The 14,367-nt window shown below is 64.0% G+C and carries 13 protein-coding genes and 1 pseudogene; 9 read left to right on the top strand and 5 right to left on the bottom strand.

Annotated features, from left to right (window positions below):
* Nucleotides 1-61 precede the first annotated feature (61 nt).
* Genes IV454_RS29910 through IV454_RS29900 form a run of 3 tightly spaced genes read left to right on the top strand, consistent with a single transcriptional unit; the run spans nt 62 to nt 3,230 of the window.
* Nucleotides 62-835: a helix-turn-helix transcriptional regulator gene (locus tag IV454_RS29910; RefSeq protein WP_206089260.1), complete on the top strand. Its 774-nt coding sequence runs from the start codon at nt 62-64 to the stop codon at nt 833-835.
* Complete coding sequence (locus IV454_RS29905; RefSeq protein WP_206089259.1) at nt 832-2,763, top strand: hybrid sensor histidine kinase/response regulator; 1,932 nt, start codon at nt 832-834, stop codon at nt 2,761-2,763. Before IV454_RS29910 ends, IV454_RS29905 begins: the two co-directional genes overlap by 4 nt.
* Complete coding sequence (locus IV454_RS29900) at nt 2,760-3,230, top strand: response regulator (protein ID WP_206089258.1); 471 nt, start codon at nt 2,760-2,762, stop codon at nt 3,228-3,230. Before IV454_RS29905 ends, IV454_RS29900 begins: the two co-directional genes overlap by 4 nt.
* 37 nt (nt 3,231-3,267) lie before the next feature.
* Here IV454_RS29900 and IV454_RS29895 read toward each other — a convergent pair whose 3' ends face one another.
* Nucleotides 3,268-4,326, bottom strand: a complete 1,059-nt coding sequence (locus IV454_RS29895; protein WP_206089257.1) for an AI-2E family transporter — start codon at nt 4,324-4,326, stop codon at nt 3,268-3,270.
* Between the two features lie 151 nt (nt 4,327-4,477).
* Between IV454_RS29895 and IV454_RS29890 the strand changes: the two genes are divergently transcribed.
* Together IV454_RS29890 and IV454_RS29885 are read left to right on the top strand one after the other, a co-directional pair.
* Nucleotides 4,478-5,227, top strand: a complete 750-nt coding sequence (locus IV454_RS29890) for a hypothetical protein (protein ID WP_206089256.1) — start codon at nt 4,478-4,480, stop codon at nt 5,225-5,227.
* Between the two features lie 246 nt (nt 5,228-5,473).
* A pseudogene (locus IV454_RS29885) lies at nt 5,474-6,238 on the top strand (ADP-ribosylglycohydrolase family protein); the annotation flags it as partial.
* 43 nt (nt 6,239-6,281) lie between these two features.
* Here the strand turns inward: IV454_RS29885 and IV454_RS29880 are convergent.
* Complete coding sequence (locus IV454_RS29880; RefSeq protein WP_206089254.1) at nt 6,282-6,614, bottom strand: hypothetical protein; 333 nt, start codon at nt 6,612-6,614, stop codon at nt 6,282-6,284.
* Nucleotides 6,615-6,751: 137 nt separating this feature from the next.
* Nucleotides 6,752-7,489, bottom strand: coding sequence for an NUDIX hydrolase (locus tag IV454_RS29875; protein ID WP_206089253.1), 738 nt, complete (start codon nt 7,487-7,489; stop codon nt 6,752-6,754).
* A gap of 177 nt (nt 7,490-7,666) precedes the next feature.
* Here IV454_RS29875 and IV454_RS29870 point away from each other — a divergent pair, with 177 nt between their 5' ends.
* From IV454_RS29870 to IV454_RS33450, 3 genes are all read left to right on the top strand, one after another.
* Nucleotides 7,667-8,509 (top strand): TIGR02452 family protein, encoded by an 843-nt coding sequence (locus IV454_RS29870; protein ID WP_206089252.1) that lies wholly within the window; start codon nt 7,667-7,669, stop codon nt 8,507-8,509.
* Nucleotides 8,510-8,656: 147 nt separating this feature from the next.
* Nucleotides 8,657-10,435, top strand: a complete 1,779-nt coding sequence (locus IV454_RS29865) for a DUF885 domain-containing protein (protein ID WP_206089251.1) — start codon at nt 8,657-8,659, stop codon at nt 10,433-10,435.
* A 114-nt stretch (nt 10,436-10,549) separates the two neighbouring features.
* Nucleotides 10,550-12,253 carry a methyl-accepting chemotaxis protein gene (locus tag IV454_RS33450; protein ID WP_206089250.1) on the top strand — a complete coding sequence of 568 codons (1,704 nt, stop codon included), beginning with the start codon at nt 10,550-10,552 and terminating at the stop codon, nt 12,251-12,253.
* Nucleotides 12,254-12,428: 175 nt separating this feature from the next.
* Here IV454_RS33450 and IV454_RS29855 read toward each other — a convergent pair whose 3' ends face one another.
* A complete protein-coding gene (locus tag IV454_RS29855) occupies nt 12,429-12,926 on the bottom strand; it encodes a phosphatase domain-containing putative toxin (protein ID WP_379674731.1) in 498 nt (165 codons plus the stop codon).
* Between the two features lie 59 nt (nt 12,927-12,985).
* On the bottom strand, nt 12,986-13,402 hold the full coding sequence (locus IV454_RS29850; RefSeq protein ID WP_229521918.1) for a hypothetical protein: 417 nt from the start codon (nt 13,400-13,402) through the stop codon (nt 12,986-12,988).
* 125 nt (nt 13,403-13,527) lie between these two features.
* On the opposite strand from IV454_RS29850, the gene IV454_RS29845 reads away from it, so the two are divergent.
* On the top strand, nt 13,528-14,337 hold the full coding sequence (locus IV454_RS29845) for a porin (RefSeq protein WP_206089248.1): 810 nt from the start codon (nt 13,528-13,530) through the stop codon (nt 14,335-14,337).
* Nucleotides 14,338-14,367: the final 30 nt, after the last annotated feature.

The following is a 14,367-nucleotide window of genomic DNA, read 5'->3' as shown; positions in this document are numbered from 1 at the left end:
GCGCCTTGCCGTCCGCCGCCAGGCCTAGCCAGAGCTCTGCCGTTCGGCATATACTGCGCCTATGCCCCGCACCTCTTCTCCCTCCGCCCACACCCTGCGCGAGCACTACCGCGAGCAGCAAGCCAATACCGCCCGCCTGCGCCTGCTGCACGAGGCTGGCCAGGCGCTCGCCGCGCGCGAGCCCGCCACCGCGCTCGACGCGATGCTCGGCTTTGCCCTGGCGTTTTGCGCTTTCGACTGCGGCAGCGTGCTGGCCGACGACAACGGCGCGCTGCGCGTGCAGGCTGCGCGCGGCGAGGTACTGCCGGCGGGCATGCGTTTTCCCGCGCAAGGCGCCCTGGCGGCCGGCCTCAAGGATGACGCTGGCGTACTGGTCCGGCGCAACAGCATCAGCCGCATGCTGCTGCCGGCCGGGGCGATGGCCGGCATCGAACTGCTGTTCCCCCTGCGTTCGGCCGGGCGCGCGCTGGGTGTGCTGCAACTGGCCAGCCGCCGCCCGCTGCCGGTTCCCGGCGAGGCCGACCTGGCGGCCTTGTCCACCCTGGCCAGCATGCTGGCCTCGGCCTTGCCGCACGGCGCTGCGCGGGCGACGGTGCCGGCCGCGCAATCGGCCAAGCTGCTCACCCCGCTCACGCCGCGCGAGCTCGAGGTGCTGGGCCTGCTGCCGCACGGATTGACCAATGCCGACATCGCCCTGCGCCTGGGCATCGCGCCCGGCACGGTGAAGGTGCATGTGGAGCGCATCATCCACAAGTTCGGCCTGGCCGACCGCACCCAGGTCGCCGCCCGCGCGGTCGAACTCGGCTTCGGCCATTCCGGCGCGACCAGCCCATGAGCGCGCTGGCGGGCTGGTCCCAGTGGTGGTCGAACCGCTCCCTGCGCATCAAGGGCCTGGTGCTGATCGCGGTGCCGCTGGTGATCCTGCTCGGCGCGCTCGCCTCCGGCTACCTGATGGGGGCCGAAAGCCGCCGCGCCCAGCAGGGCGTGCAGCGCACCTTGCAGATCCAGCACGACATCCAGGAAGTCCATACTTTGCTGGCCGAGGCCGCCACTGGCGTGCGCGGCTACCTGTTGACGGGGCGGTCGAATTTCCTGGAACGCTACCGGATTGCCGAAACCGAGCTGCCGCGCACCTTGCGCCGGCTGCGCGGGCAGATTCGCGATCCGCGGCAGCGCGCCTTGCTCGACCAGGTAGCGGCCCTGGCCGCCCGGAAAAGCGAAGGCTTGAGCGAACTGGTCGGCCTCGGCAACACCACGCCGGCGGCGACCTTGGTGCCTATCCTGGTATCGAACAAGGTGGTGCTGGACGAACTGCGCGGCCACATCGATGCCATGCTGGCGCGCGAAGACGTGCTGCGGCGCGAGAGCGAGCGCTTCGCCGACCAGGTCTACACGCGCACCATGATCGCCACCGGCGTTGCCAGCGCGGCCGGGGTGCTGGGCGCGCTCGTCGTGGTGCTGCTGTTTTCAACCGGCATCGGGCGCCGCGTGCGCGACCTGGCCGATAACGCGGAGCGGCTGGCGCGCGGCGCGCCGCTGGCGCCGATCGCCCCCGCCACCGATGAACTGGGCCAGCTGGCAGCCCGGATGGCGCATGCCAGCACCTTGCTGGCGGCCCGCAGCGCCGACGCCGAGCAAGCCTATCGCGAAGCCGAACGCGCCAGCAAGGCCAAGACCGAATTTCTGTCGCGCACCAGCCATGAACTGCGCACGCCGCTGAACGCGATCCTGGGTTTTGCCCAGTTGCTTGAGCGCGAGCTGACCACCCCGGCCGAGCGCGAGCATGTCGGCCATATCCTCAAAGGCGGCCGTCACCTGCTGGCGCTGATCAACGAAGTGCTCGATATCGCGCGCATCGAAACCGGCCATCTCGACCTCGATCCCGTGCCGGTCGAGGTCGACAGCCTGCTGCGCGAGGCGCTGGCCCTGATCGCGCCCATGGCCGGCGAGCGCGGCGTGACCCTGGCCGCCCCGGCGCCGGCATCCGGCGTGCACGTGCTGGCCGACCGCAAGCGCTTGCTGCAGGTGATGCTCAATCTGCTGTCGAACGCGGTCAAGTACAACCATCCGAACGGGACCGTATCGCTGCGGGTCGAGGCCGATGCTGGCCGTGCGCGCATTGGCGTGAGCGACAACGGACCGGGCATCGATCCCTCCCTGCAAGCGCGCCTGTTCACGCCGTTCGACCGGCTGGGCGCCGAACGCCGTCCCGGCGAGGGCACCGGCCTGGGGCTGGCGGTGTCGCTGCAGATGGTGCGCGCAATGGGCGGCGACATCGGGATGGAGAGTACGCTGGGGCAGGGCAGCACCTTCCGGGTCGAGCTGCCGCTGAGCGCCGCGCCGGGCCATGCGCTCGCGCCGCGGCCGGCCAGCATGGCGGCGGCGCCGTCACAACGCGCCTGTACCGTGCTGTATATCGAGGATCAGTCTTCCAATCTGGCGCTGGTCGAGATCCTGCTGGCGCGGCGCCCCAACATCACCTTGCTCAGCGCGTCCACCGGCAGCGAGGGCCTGGAGCTGGCGCAACGTCACGCGCCCGACCTGGTGCTGCTGGACCTGCATCTGCCCGACGTATCCGGACTCGCCTTGCTCGCACAGCTGCGCGCCTCGGCCGGATTGTGCCAGATGCCGGTGGTGATGGTCAGCGCCGACGCTTTGCCAGCGACCATTGCCGGCGCACTGGCCGCCGGCGCCGCCGACTACCTGACCAAGCCGCTCGACGTGAGCCTGTTTTTTGCTACTTTGGACCGATTGCTGCCATGAATATTTCCGACCTGCTTGCCATGCGGCTCCTGATTGTCGACGACAAAATAGAGAACGTCAACATCCTCGAAGACATGCTGGCGGGAGAAGGGTTTCGCAATGTCATCAGCACCACCGATCCGCGTCGCACGCTCGATCTGGTGACGGCGTTCGATCCCGACCTGGTGCTGCTCGACCTGATGATGCCGGACCTGGACGGTTACGCGGTCCTGGAACAACTGGCGCGCCGCACGCCGCCCGACGAGTTTCGTCCGGTGATGGTCATCAGCGCCGACGTGACCCAGGAAGCCAGACGGCGCGCACTGTCGCTGGGGGCCAAGGATTTCCTGACCAAGCCGTTCGACCTGATCGAGACGATGCTACGCATCTGCAATCTGCTGGAAACCAGCCTGCTGTACAAGCGCCTGCAAGCGCTCACCGCGCCGGAGCCGCCGCTGCAGCGCTGGCACCCGAAGGCGGACGACTGATGCGTCCAGGCGCCACCCGCGGCTTGCAGCCTGCCGTTTAATCGGTGTGGAACTCGCTGGCCGAGGCAAACAGGTCCCACGCCGCGATGAACAGCGCCGCCACCACGGGTCCGATGACGAAACCATTCAAACCGAACAGCGCCATGCCGCCCACGGTGGAAAGCAGCACCACATAGTCTGGCATCTTGGTGTCCTTGCCCACCAGGATAGGGCGCAGGATATTGTCGACCAGTCCGATCACAAGCACGCCGAAAGCGCTCAGCACGACACCTTCCCAGATCGATCCGGTGGCCAGGAAATAGATGGCGACTGGCGCCCATACCAGCGCGGCCCCGACTGCTGGCAGCAGCGACAGGAACGCCATCACCACGGCCCACAGCACCGGCGCCTGCACGTCCAGGAACCAGAAAATCAGGCCGCCGAGCGCACCCTGCGCGATCGCGACCAGGATATTGCCCTTGACGGTAGCGCGGGTCACGGCGGTGAAATTGTTGAACAGGCGCTGTTTATATTTGCGGCTCAGCGGAACGGCCCCCTTGATACGCGCGGCGAGCGCCTGGCCGTCACGCAGCAGGAAGTACAGCAGGTACAGCATGATGCACATGCTGACCATCAGGTCGACGGTGTAACTGCCCACATGGATGGCCTGGCGCGCGACGGTCTGGCTGACCTGGGAAGCGCCTTCCGTCATTTTCTGCTGCAGCTTCGACAGGGTGGACAGGTCGAAACGTTCCAGCAGATTGACGGCCCAGTGCGGCAGCGCGCTCATGATTTTCTTGAAGTAGGTACCCACGCTCAGGTCGCCGGAGCGCACCAACTCGTAGACGCCGGCGGCCTGGTCGACCAGGGACACCGCGACCAGCGACAGCGGCAAAATCACCATGACCACGATCGAGAGCAGGGTCAGGAAGGCAGCCAGGTTGGGTTTGTTGTTGGTCTTCTTGAGCAGCCAGCGGTTCAGGGGCGCGAACAGGATCGCCAGCACCACGCCCCAGAACACGGCGCCGGCATAGGGCGCCAGGATCCAGCCGAAGCCGATGGTGACCAGGGCGAGAAGAAGCAGAAACGATTTTTGCTGGAGGGTGTATTGGTGCATAGGAGATTGGCGATATGAATTCGATAATTATTGTGGGCTAATCATAATCTATCCCATGGCCATGGTGCGTGCGTTGGGATACGCAAGTGAACCGAGCGCGGGCCGGCGTTCGCACGACTGATAGAATACGGTGTACTTTTTGGGCACATACGTGATCAATACACACATCAAAAAACTGACCAAAAAACTGACGGCCGCGATCTTGTTCGCTCCGCTGTCGGCCTTGGCGGCGGCACCGGCCACCACGGCCAGTATCGAGGCGCGCCATGGCAGGGTGGAAGTCGGCACGGTTGCGGATGCCGCGCACATCCTCGTTGACGGCAAGAAAATCGCGACCATCGGCGCGGACAGCGCATCCCTGTTTCGCATCACTTCCATGGCGGAGCGCGAATACATTATCGTGCAAGCCAGTCGCCCTGGGCTGCATTGCCACCATTCCTATCTGCTGCTGGAACTGTCGGACGGCGCGCCGAAGGTATCGAAGGAATTCGGACAATGCCGCGATCTTGGCGGTGCCGGCATGTCCGGGGCCGCGCCGGTGGTTCATCTGAACAATCCGGCGGACCGGCAAACCGGCGTGGAAAGCTATCAGTGGCAGGGCGATGACGTCATCCTGGCGTTTGAATCGCCTAGCCTGTGCGGCGCAGTCGGGTTTTTGGCCCAGAAAAATGCCGGGCCGGTGAGCGCGCCGCTTGCCAGCCGCGTCAAGGGACCCGGGCGCTTGCAGTTTCTGAGCGCGCCCGACACTGACTGCGCGATGCCTGGCGTATTTGTCGTGCCGGGCGATAGCTTGACCGCCAGCCTGGCCTCCGGTACCTTCGTCTATGCGCACTACACCAATCCCAAAAGCGGAAGGAAAGTTCAGGGCTGGGTGCCACGTGACCGCCTGTCGAACCTGTGATGTCCGCCTCGAACGTATGGTGGGCGGCGCAATTTGTTCGCTTTTCACATGCAGGGTAGTTTGTAGCGTCCACTCACGTCCTATGAAGGTCGATTCTTGATGAGTCCATTAGCACCTGCACTTGAATCACTTGAGGGCCTGTCGGTTGGGGATGCGTTCGGTCAGTGTTTTTTTCAGCTCGCCGATCCGGACCGCCACGTTGCCGAACGCCAGTCGCCGACGGCGCCATGACATTACACCGATGACACGGAGATGTCGCTGTCGGTGGTAGCCATGCTCGCTCAATTTGGCCGCATCGATCAGGACCGGCTGGCCGCCAGCCTGGCCAGGCATTACGATTACGACCGGGCCTACGGTCCGTCGATGCACCGGGTACTGGCCCGCATTCGCGAAGGTGAACATTGGCGCGTGGTCGCCGGCAGTACCTTTGAAGGGCAGGGCTCGTGGGGGAATGGCGCGGCCATGCGCGCGGCCCCGTTGGGCGCTTTCTTCTCGGACGATCTGGAGATGGCTGCCGAGCAAGCGCTGCTGTCCGCGCAAGTCACGCATGCGCATGCCGAAGGGGAAGCTGGCGCCGTCGCCGTGGCCCTTGCAGCCGCGCAGGCGGCCCGTCTGCGCGGCTGCGCTTCCCTGCCAACGTCGCGCGACTTTCTGGGAAGCGTGCTGACTCTGTTGCCCCAGAGCGAGGTGCGCTCGCGCATCGTGCGGGCGCAGTCGATCAGCAGCGTCACATCGGTCCAATTTGCGGTATCCATCCTTGGCAACGGCACCGGCATGTCCGCGCAGGATACGGTGCCGTTTGCACTCTGGTGCTGCAGCCACCATCTTGATAATTACCCGGAGGCGCTGTGGCTCGCCGTCAGCGCAGGCGGGGACCGCGATACCGTGTGTGCGATCGTGGGCGGTATCGTCGCCTCATATACTGGCCTGTCAGGTATTCCGAACGAGTGGAAAGGCAACCGTGAGTCGTTGCCGGCGTGGCATGTGGCAATTGGACCGGGCAAGCAATGAGTGAATGGCAAAACGCCGGCGCAGTCCACCCCGGGATTGATCGTTACAGATCCGCTGCGTCGACTGGCGGATCGCCGGCAAGTACGCGGTTGTAGGTAGCGCTATCAGGTGCGTACGCAGTGAACTGGTTTCTGGTGCTCAGTTCGACGAGGATACGTCCGCATTCCTCGCATTCAAATATATCCCGCGAGAGACCGAGGTATTTCGAGTAAATGTGGTCGTGCACGATACTGCCGTGGCTTAGCTTCAAATCGACATAACCCTGGCCGTAACCCTTTTGCAGAAGCCATTCATCAACGCTGCCATTCAGGGCCGCCGTGACAAAACTCTGCGTCTCGTCGAGAACCCAGTCAAAGAAGGGGGTTGCAGTTAACATCCGGGAGGAACGATGCTTTGTAGGGAAGCGAATCGCTGACGTCGCGGATAGTTTTCCCGCAGGTACAAGCTAGTTTACTCATCGCTCAGGCCAGTCAGAAATGGATGGAAAAACGTCGTGCAGGACTCGTGCCACGTTCATGCCCCCATCGTCCTGCTGAAAAAGACGGTCGGCTGGCCGCTGCGGATGCGGTATAGCTGCGCCGGGCGATTGCTGCCGTGGCGCTGCTTGCCGGGAATCTCGTCCAGAAAATCGCCTTCCTTGATCCGTTTGCGAAAGGCGCTCTTATCGATCGGACGCCCCAGCACGATTTCATACACGCGCTGCAGCTCGGACAAGGTGAATTCCTGCGCCAGCAGATGCGCCGGAAGCGAGGTGTATTCGACCTTGTTACGCAGCCGCTGCACCGCCGTAGCCACGATCATGGCGTGGTCGAATGCCAGGTCGAGGTCGACGCCAACGTCGCCGATGGAATGCCAGCAAGCGGCATCGGCCCCCGCTCCGTGCTGCAGTTCGATATCGCTTGACCCGATCAGCGCAAAATAGGCGAACGTGGCCGACCAGCCGCGCGGGTCGCGCGTGCTGCTGCCGAATCCCTGCAATTGTTCCAGATACGGCGCCATGACCCCGGTTTTTTCGCGCAGCTTGCGCAAGGCTGTCGCGTCCAGATCGACGTCGTTCCGAATATCGATAAACCCGCCGGGCAAGGCCCATTGCCCTTTGGCGGGATGCGCGCCGCGCTGCACCAGCAGCACATGCAGCGCCTGTTCCCGGACCGTGAATATCACCAGGTCGACAGTGGTCAACGGCACATCGAAGGCGTGGACGTTGTAACTGGCGAGGTATTCCTGTTCGGTGAGATCGGTGGTGCCCATCATTGTCCTCGTTGTGGTGAGCGCGTATGTTACCACTTTACATCTGTTAGTTTAATTTTCTCACTAAGTTAGTTGATAAAATAAACTAAGTCATTTATGATGCGCTGGTATGGCCGGCGTGGTGTGGGCGCCGTGCTTGTTCACTGCATCATCAATAAAAACAACAAGGAATACCCAATGAGTAACCGACATCATCGTGCAGCCATTGCGCAGGAAACCCTGGCCGTGCTGGAACGGGGGAGTTATGAAAATGCGCGCGGAGAGACCGTGTCCATTGCCGACGCCCTGGCGTTGGCCAAGGCGCAGTCCCTGCACTATTCGTCGGAGCGCTTGGCGCAACTGAGCGCGGCGCCGCTGTCGGGCGAAGCGCAGGCCACGCGTTTTGAAGTACGCAATGAATCGACCCTCGCGGCAGCCCGGCGCGGCGTCGCCGAAGGGCGCGCGGACCCGCTGTGCCTCAATTTCGCCTCTGCGAAAAACCCGGGGGGCGGCTTTCTGGGCGGCTCGGAGGCGCAGGAAGAGAACCTGGCCAAGTCGTCCGGCCTGTATGCCTGCATCGTGCAGATGAACGCCATGTACGAGGCCAACCGCGCGCTGCGCACCTGCATGTACAACGATGACATGATCTACTCGTCCAAGGTGCCGGTCTTTCGCGACGATGACTATGCCTTCCTCGATGCGCCGTATCTGGTCTCGATCGTGACTGCGCCGGCCGTCAACCGCGCTGCGGTGGCCCGCAACGAGCCGGAACGGGTGAACGAGTTGGAGCAGTGCATGCTTGAGCGGATCGACAAGCTGCTGGCGCTGGCCCTGCATCACGGTCACACCGACCTGATTCTGGGCGCGTGGGGCTGCGGCGTGTTCGGCAACTTGCCGGAGGAAATGGCGGGCTGGTTCGCCACGCAGTTGCTGCATAACCCGCGCTACAAGAACGCCTTCAGCCATGTCACGTTTGCCGTGCTTGATCGACAAGACCGTGGGACGTTCGCCGCATTCGACCAGGTGTTTGGGCGTCCGTAAAACCTGTCGGTTGGTGCCGCCGCACGCCTTCGACGGCCGGCCGCCGGCAGGGAAGCTTTGATCAATCGGCCGGTATCTGGTAAAACAGTGGTCCGCGCATCCGGCCGGTTCCCGGTCAGGCCGCATATGTATAAAACAAGGAGCGTCATGTCGAAGCCTCATACCACCATCCGCACTATCCGCGCCGCCGTCGCGCTGGCCATGCTGTCGCTCTGCGCCGTTGTTTCCGCGGCCGAACCGGCGTGGGTCACCAAAAGCAATGCCAACGCCAAGCTTGTGCTGAAAGTGATGGCCAAATATGCCCCCGAAGGCGCCAGCGGCCTGGGTGTCGACGGTTACGACGAGCAGATCACCGACCTGTCGCGCGACCACTTCGAACAGACCAATAAAGATATCCGCGCCGTCATCGCCGAACTGCAAAAGCGCCGCAAGGCCGAAACCGACGTCAAGATCCGCCAGGATATCGATATCCTGATCGGCAGCGCCGAGGACCAGATGCGCGCGGCTGGCCTGGAGCGCAAATATTTTGTCCCTTTCGATAATCTGGCCGACCAATTGTTCGGCGTGGTGCGCCAGACGCTCGACCCGCGCATTCCCAAGGAGCGCCAGAAAACCTTGCTGGTCCGGCTGCAGAAATACGCCGGCCTGGCCAAGGGCTACCGTCCATCCACCGAGCTGGCGGTCGAGCGCCTGCAGGAACGCCTGAAAGCGAACACGAACCTGATCGGTCCTTTCAAGGATGAAGTGGAACAGGCAATCAATGACAGCCCGACCCTGATCAAGGGCATCAAGGACTTGCTGAGCAAGAGCGAGCTGCAAGGCTGGGAACCGAGTTTCGCCGCGCTCGAAACGCAGCTGACGGCGTATAACGAGCATGTGAAAAAGCAGATCCTGTCGCGCGCGCGCAAGGATCACCGTTTGCCGGCCGAGGTCTATGCCAATAACCTGCGCCAGTTCGGGGTCGACATCAGTCCGCAGGAGTTGATCGCCAAGGCGCTGACCTCGTTCGCCGAAATCCGCAACCAGATGAATATCACCGCCGGCCTGATCGCGCGCGAGCGCAAACTGGCCAATCCCGATTACCGCGCCGTCATGGCCGAACTGAAAAAGCAGCAGGTGGCGCCCGAGCAGGTCATGCCCCTGTACGCCGACCGCCTGGCCCAGATCGAAGCAGCCGTGCGCGCGCAGAATATCGTGTCGCTGCCGGCGCGCAAGGCGGTCATCCGCATGGCCAGCACCGCCGAGAGCGCGGCCCAGCCGGCGCCGCACATGAACCCGCCGCGCCTGATCGGCAACACCGGCGAGTATGGCGAATTCGTGCTCACCGCCGGCATGCCGCCCGACGCCAAAGGCAAGACGCTGGCCTTCGACGACTTCACCCACGAAGCGGCGACCTGGACCTTGACGGCGCACGAAGCGCGCCCCGGGCACGAACTGCAATTTGCCAAGATGATCGAAACCGGCGTCTCGACCGCGCGCGCGGTGTTTGCGTTTAACAGCGTCAACGTCGAAGGATGGGCCTTGTACGCGGAAGCGGAAATGCAGCCCTACGAGCCGCTCGACGGCCAGTTGTTCGCGCTGCAGGCGCGCATGCAGCGCGCCGCCCGCGCCTTCCTCGATCCGATGGTCAACCTGGGCGAGATCACGCCGGAAGGCGTCAAGGCCTTCCTGATGGACGAGGTGGGGCTGTCGGAAGGCATGGCGACCCAGGAAATGCAGCGCTACACCTTCCGCGCGCCGGGTCAGGCCACTTCGTATTTCTACGGCTACCAGCGCCTGATGGAAACGCGCCAGGCAGCCGAGGTCGCCTTGCGCAAGAAGTTCAACCGCCAGGCCTTCAACGACTTCGTGCTGGCGCAGGGGCTGGTGCCGCCAGGCTTGCTGCGCCAGGCCGTGCTGCAGGAATTCGTGCCGGCCCAGCGATAAGGCAAGGCGGCCGATGTGCCGCTTAACAACACTCCTTGACTGCGTTGCACGTAGCAGGCTTACAATGATTCTCATCGGTCAGCCATGTGAACGCTCGTCAAGGAGATTGTCGCGATGTTTTCCCATCTGAGAATTGGTGCGCGCCTGGCCATCGGGTTCGGTTTAACAATCTGCATCCTGCTGGTGATGTCCCTGTTCGGCATCAACCGCATCCGCTACACCAGTTCCCTGACCGACCATCTCGTCAACGACCGCTACGTCCAGGTCGAGCTGACCAATGTCATGCGCAGCTATGCCAACCGCGGAGCCCAGTCGCTGCGCAACGCGATGCTGGCCCCCGATCCGGGCCAGTCCCAAACTTTGATGAGCGGCATGCTCGACGCCGACCACACCGGCGCCGAGGCGTCCGCCAAGCTGGGGGCGATGATGGTCGCCGACGAGGCGAAACAACTATTCCAGGATCAGGCCAAGGCTTTCGATGCCTATTTCCAGCTGCGTTCGCAAGCGGTCAAGCGCTTCGAAGCAGGCGAGCGCGACGCGGCCATTCAGTTCCTGTTCAAGGAAGTCATTCCCGTGCAGAACGCGTACTTTGGCCGGCTCGATGCCGTCCTCAAGTACCAGACCGGGCTGATGGCGCGGGACGGCAAGGATGCGGCGGACGCATCCAGTTCGGCGGCGCTGACGATGCTGATGCTGCTGGCGCTGGCCAGCGCGATGTCGGCCGTGGCGGGTTTCCTGATCACCCGTTCCGTGACCGTTCCCATCGGCGAAGCGGTGATCCTGGCCGAAACCGTCGCGCGCGGCGACTTGACCCGCCGCATCGAGGTTACCCGCCAGGATGAAACCGGGCGCTTGCTGACGGCCTTGAAGGGCATGGTGGAGGGCCTGACCCGCACCGTCGGCGCCGTGCGCGGCAGCACCGACACGATCACGACCGCCTCGTCCGAAATCGCGGCCGGCAATATGGACCTGGCGTCGCGCACCGAAAACCAGGCCGCCAGCCTGGAAGAAACCGCGTCCTCCATGGAAGAACTGACGTCCATCGTCAGCCAGAACGCCGATAATGCGCGCCAGGCCAACACCCTGGTCGTGTCCGCCGCCGAGCACGCCAACAGGGGCGGCCGCGTAGTCAGCGAAGTGGTGAAAACGATGGGGGCGATCAGGGAAAGTTCCGGCAAGATCGTCGATATCATCAGCGTGATCGACGGTATCGCTTTCCAGACCAATATCCTGGCGTTGAACGCGGCGGTCGAAGCGGCCCGCGCCGGCGAGCAGGGGCGTGGTTTCGCGGTGGTGGCGTCCGAGGTGCGCAACCTGGCGCAGCGCTCGGCCAGCGCCGCCAAGGAGATCAAGGCGCTGATCGACGATTCGGTGGGCAAGGTTGAAAATGGCAGCGCACTGGTCAATCAGGCGGGCGACACGATGGAGCAGATCATGGGGTCGGTGCGCCAGGTGGCCGACATCATGGGCGAGATCGCCGCCGCCAGTGCCGAGCAGAGCGCCGGGATCGGGCAGGTGAATGTCGCCATCGTGGCGATGGACAATGCCACGCAACAAAACGCGGCCCTGGTCGAGGAGGCCGCCGCTGCCGCGGCGAGCATGCAGGGCCAGGCCGTGCAACTGGCCGAGGCGGTCAGCGTGTTCAAGCTGCATGGCGACGACGCGCAAGGAACGCCGGCGCGCACTGCCGTTGCGGCGCCGGCACGCGCCAGGGCGGTGGCCACACCGCTGGCCAGGGCGGCAGCCAGGGCCCCGGCCAAACCCGCGACCCGCAGCGCCAAGCCGGCGGTTCAGGCCGATGAATGGGAATCGTTCTAGCACCAGTTTGCCCCCTGGCTCCCGCGTAGGGCGACAGTCCGGCGGACGCCACGATCGGCTTGCCAGGACGGCGCATCAGCGAGCCGTGCACGCGCGCTTTTGAGCCCTTGCTACCCGGACATCCTGTTCCCGCGTCTGCGGCGCCTGAACGGCCCCCGATGCCGGGAACTGTCGCTCAGGCTGCGCGCAAGCGCTTCTGATGCGTCGCTACCCAGGCATACTGCTCGGGCGTATCGGGCACCTCCACGCCCCTCGATGCCGATACCTGTTTGAACGCCGCCTCTGGTGTCCAGCCGTGCCGTACCAGCACGGCCGCAGCCACCAAGCCCGTGCGCCCTATGCCGGCACGGCAATGAATGACGGTATGTTCACCGTCCTCGATGCGGCGGGCGAGCGCCTGCACCAGCGCAAACACGGCTGGCGAACCCGGCAAGCCACGGTCGGCGATCGGAAAATGCGTGAACGCGATGCCGTTCGATGCGCACAATGCAGGCGCATTGACCAGGCCGAGTTCGCGTATTTCGTGCCGCTCCAGCAGCGACACCATGCCGGTAATGCCATAGCTGGCGATCCCGGAAAACTCGTCGTCGATCCATTCGCCGGCTACCGGTTTTGCCATTACGGCCAAGGTCCCGCGCCCAATGTCGGCGACCTTGTAAATTTCTGGACCCATACGCCCCTTGAATGTTGATCGGATTGACTTAAGCTACTGGCAACATTGCCGGCAGTGCCTCATTGGCCATCGTCGTCCTCCGCCGCAGCGACTGTCCTGCCTTTGGCGGCCCCCGGCGAGCGCAGGGGGCGGCGACTGCGGGCCGCGCGGGCCGCGCGCACCCCGTCCAGCCAGTCGCGTCCGGCACCGGCCAGCGCCGTGTCGATCACTTCTTGCGGCAGGCAATACACCGAGGCCCAGCCAGCCCGGCCATCGGCCGTGTTGGTCGGAAAGTCGCGGCGCTCGATCGGCCAGCCGTACTTGCGGATCAGCGCGCGAATTACCGTGCTCAAGCTTTGCTTTCTTTGGTCGAAAATACTCTCAAGGCCAGTCATGTCGTCCGATGCCAGCAAGACCGCCAGCACATCGGCGCGCAAGGTGCCTGGCATCTTGGGATAACGGAAGGTTTTGCTGCTGCTTTTACTCGGTATGGGCATCTGTCAGGTCGGAAATCGATACGATAGCGACGATGATAGCTTGCTATGTGGGGTAACGGACAGAACAAATTTTCCGGTTGGAGGATAACGTAATTAGCGTAGAATTAATCGTACGGAGTACCATCATGAAACCATCTTCTTTTGCCCTTCTTGCCTTGTGCGCCTGCGTCGCCGGCGCGCATGCCCAGACGCAAACGTCCGTCTATCGGGCCGTGCTGGCCCCGGCGGATGCGAAGCATGGACTGGCGCTCGTCGATGTCAGCGATCTGTTCGACTCCGATACCCCCGAGACAGCCACCAAGGTGTTCGGCTATCCCGGCAAGCGCATGGGCTTGCAGGACATGACGGAACCGCGCCGCTTTGCCCTCAGCAACTTCGAGCGCGACCGCCAAACCAACCGCGCCTGGGGCTTGTCGGTCGGAATTTCGGGCGGCCCTGTCACCCTGCGCCTGGCGCACCAGAACAAGAGCGTTGCCAAGGTGGCACCGGCAACCTCGCTCGGCAACCGCATGGATGCCAAGAATTCCATCGTCGCCGCCAATGTCGACCTGGGCAATATGAAAGCGTACGCCGCCTACAGCGCCAACCGCGGCTGGGGTGCCTCGCCGTTGTGGAATCCGGACAACCCGTACGGCGCCGCCATGGCCAGCACGCCCTCGACCGACAGCCGCGACGTCCTGGTCGGCATTGCCGTGCCGGTGCGCGCCATGACCTACCTGGTGTCCTTCGTGCGCAGGAACGACCGCGACCTCGCCAACCGCGATGTCGACATGCTCGCTTTCGGCGCCACCTACCAACTCTCGCGCCGCACCGATTTCTATACCGCCTTTTCGCTGGTGAAGCAGCGTACCGGCCCCGGCTACACGGCCATGTCGGCGCCCGACGGCGGCAAAGGCTGGTCGGCCCTCAATATCGGCATGCGCCACTCATTCTGAGCCGATACAGGCTCGATGACAGGCGGTGGG

This window comes from Massilia antarctica, assembly GCF_015689335.1.
GTDB lineage: Bacteria > Pseudomonadota > Gammaproteobacteria > Burkholderiales > Burkholderiaceae_D > Telluria_A > Telluria_A antarctica.
The sequence above is the reverse complement of the archived record's forward strand: the minus strand, read 5'-3'. Positions and strand labels throughout refer to the sequence as shown.

What these genes read in the sequence shown, in the direction of transcription:
- IV454_RS29910 (WP_206089260.1), top strand. Translation starts at nt 62, where the DNA reads ATGCCCCGCACCTCTTCTCCCTCCGCCCACACCCTGCGCGAGCACTAC.
- IV454_RS29900 (WP_206089258.1), top strand. Translation starts at nt 2,760, where the DNA reads ATGAATATTTCCGACCTGCTTGCCATGCGGCTCCTGATTGTCGACGAC.
- IV454_RS33450 (WP_206089250.1), top strand. Translation starts at nt 10,550, where the DNA reads ATGTTTTCCCATCTGAGAATTGGTGCGCGCCTGGCCATCGGGTTCGGT.
- IV454_RS29855 (WP_379674731.1), bottom strand. Translation starts at nt 12,926, where the DNA reads ATGGGTCCAGAAATTTACAAGGTCGCCGACATTGGGCGCGGGACCTTG.
- IV454_RS29865 (WP_206089251.1), top strand. Translation starts at nt 8,657, where the DNA reads ATGTCGAAGCCTCATACCACCATCCGCACTATCCGCGCCGCCGTCGCG.
- IV454_RS29895 (WP_206089257.1), bottom strand. Translation starts at nt 4,326, where the DNA reads ATGCACCAATACACCCTCCAGCAAAAATCGTTTCTGCTTCTTCTCGCC.
- IV454_RS29875 (WP_206089253.1), bottom strand. Translation starts at nt 7,489, where the DNA reads ATGGGCACCACCGATCTCACCGAACAGGAATACCTCGCCAGTTACAAC.
- IV454_RS29880 (WP_206089254.1), bottom strand. Translation starts at nt 6,614, where the DNA reads ATGTTAACTGCAACCCCCTTCTTTGACTGGGTTCTCGACGAGACGCAG.
- IV454_RS29850 (WP_229521918.1), bottom strand. Translation starts at nt 13,402, where the DNA reads ATGCCCATACCGAGTAAAAGCAGCAGCAAAACCTTCCGTTATCCCAAG.
- IV454_RS29870 (WP_206089252.1), top strand. Translation starts at nt 7,667, where the DNA reads ATGAGTAACCGACATCATCGTGCAGCCATTGCGCAGGAAACCCTGGCC.
- IV454_RS29845 (WP_206089248.1), top strand. Translation starts at nt 13,528, where the DNA reads ATGAAACCATCTTCTTTTGCCCTTCTTGCCTTGTGCGCCTGCGTCGCC.
- IV454_RS29905 (WP_206089259.1), top strand. Translation starts at nt 832, where the DNA reads ATGAGCGCGCTGGCGGGCTGGTCCCAGTGGTGGTCGAACCGCTCCCTG.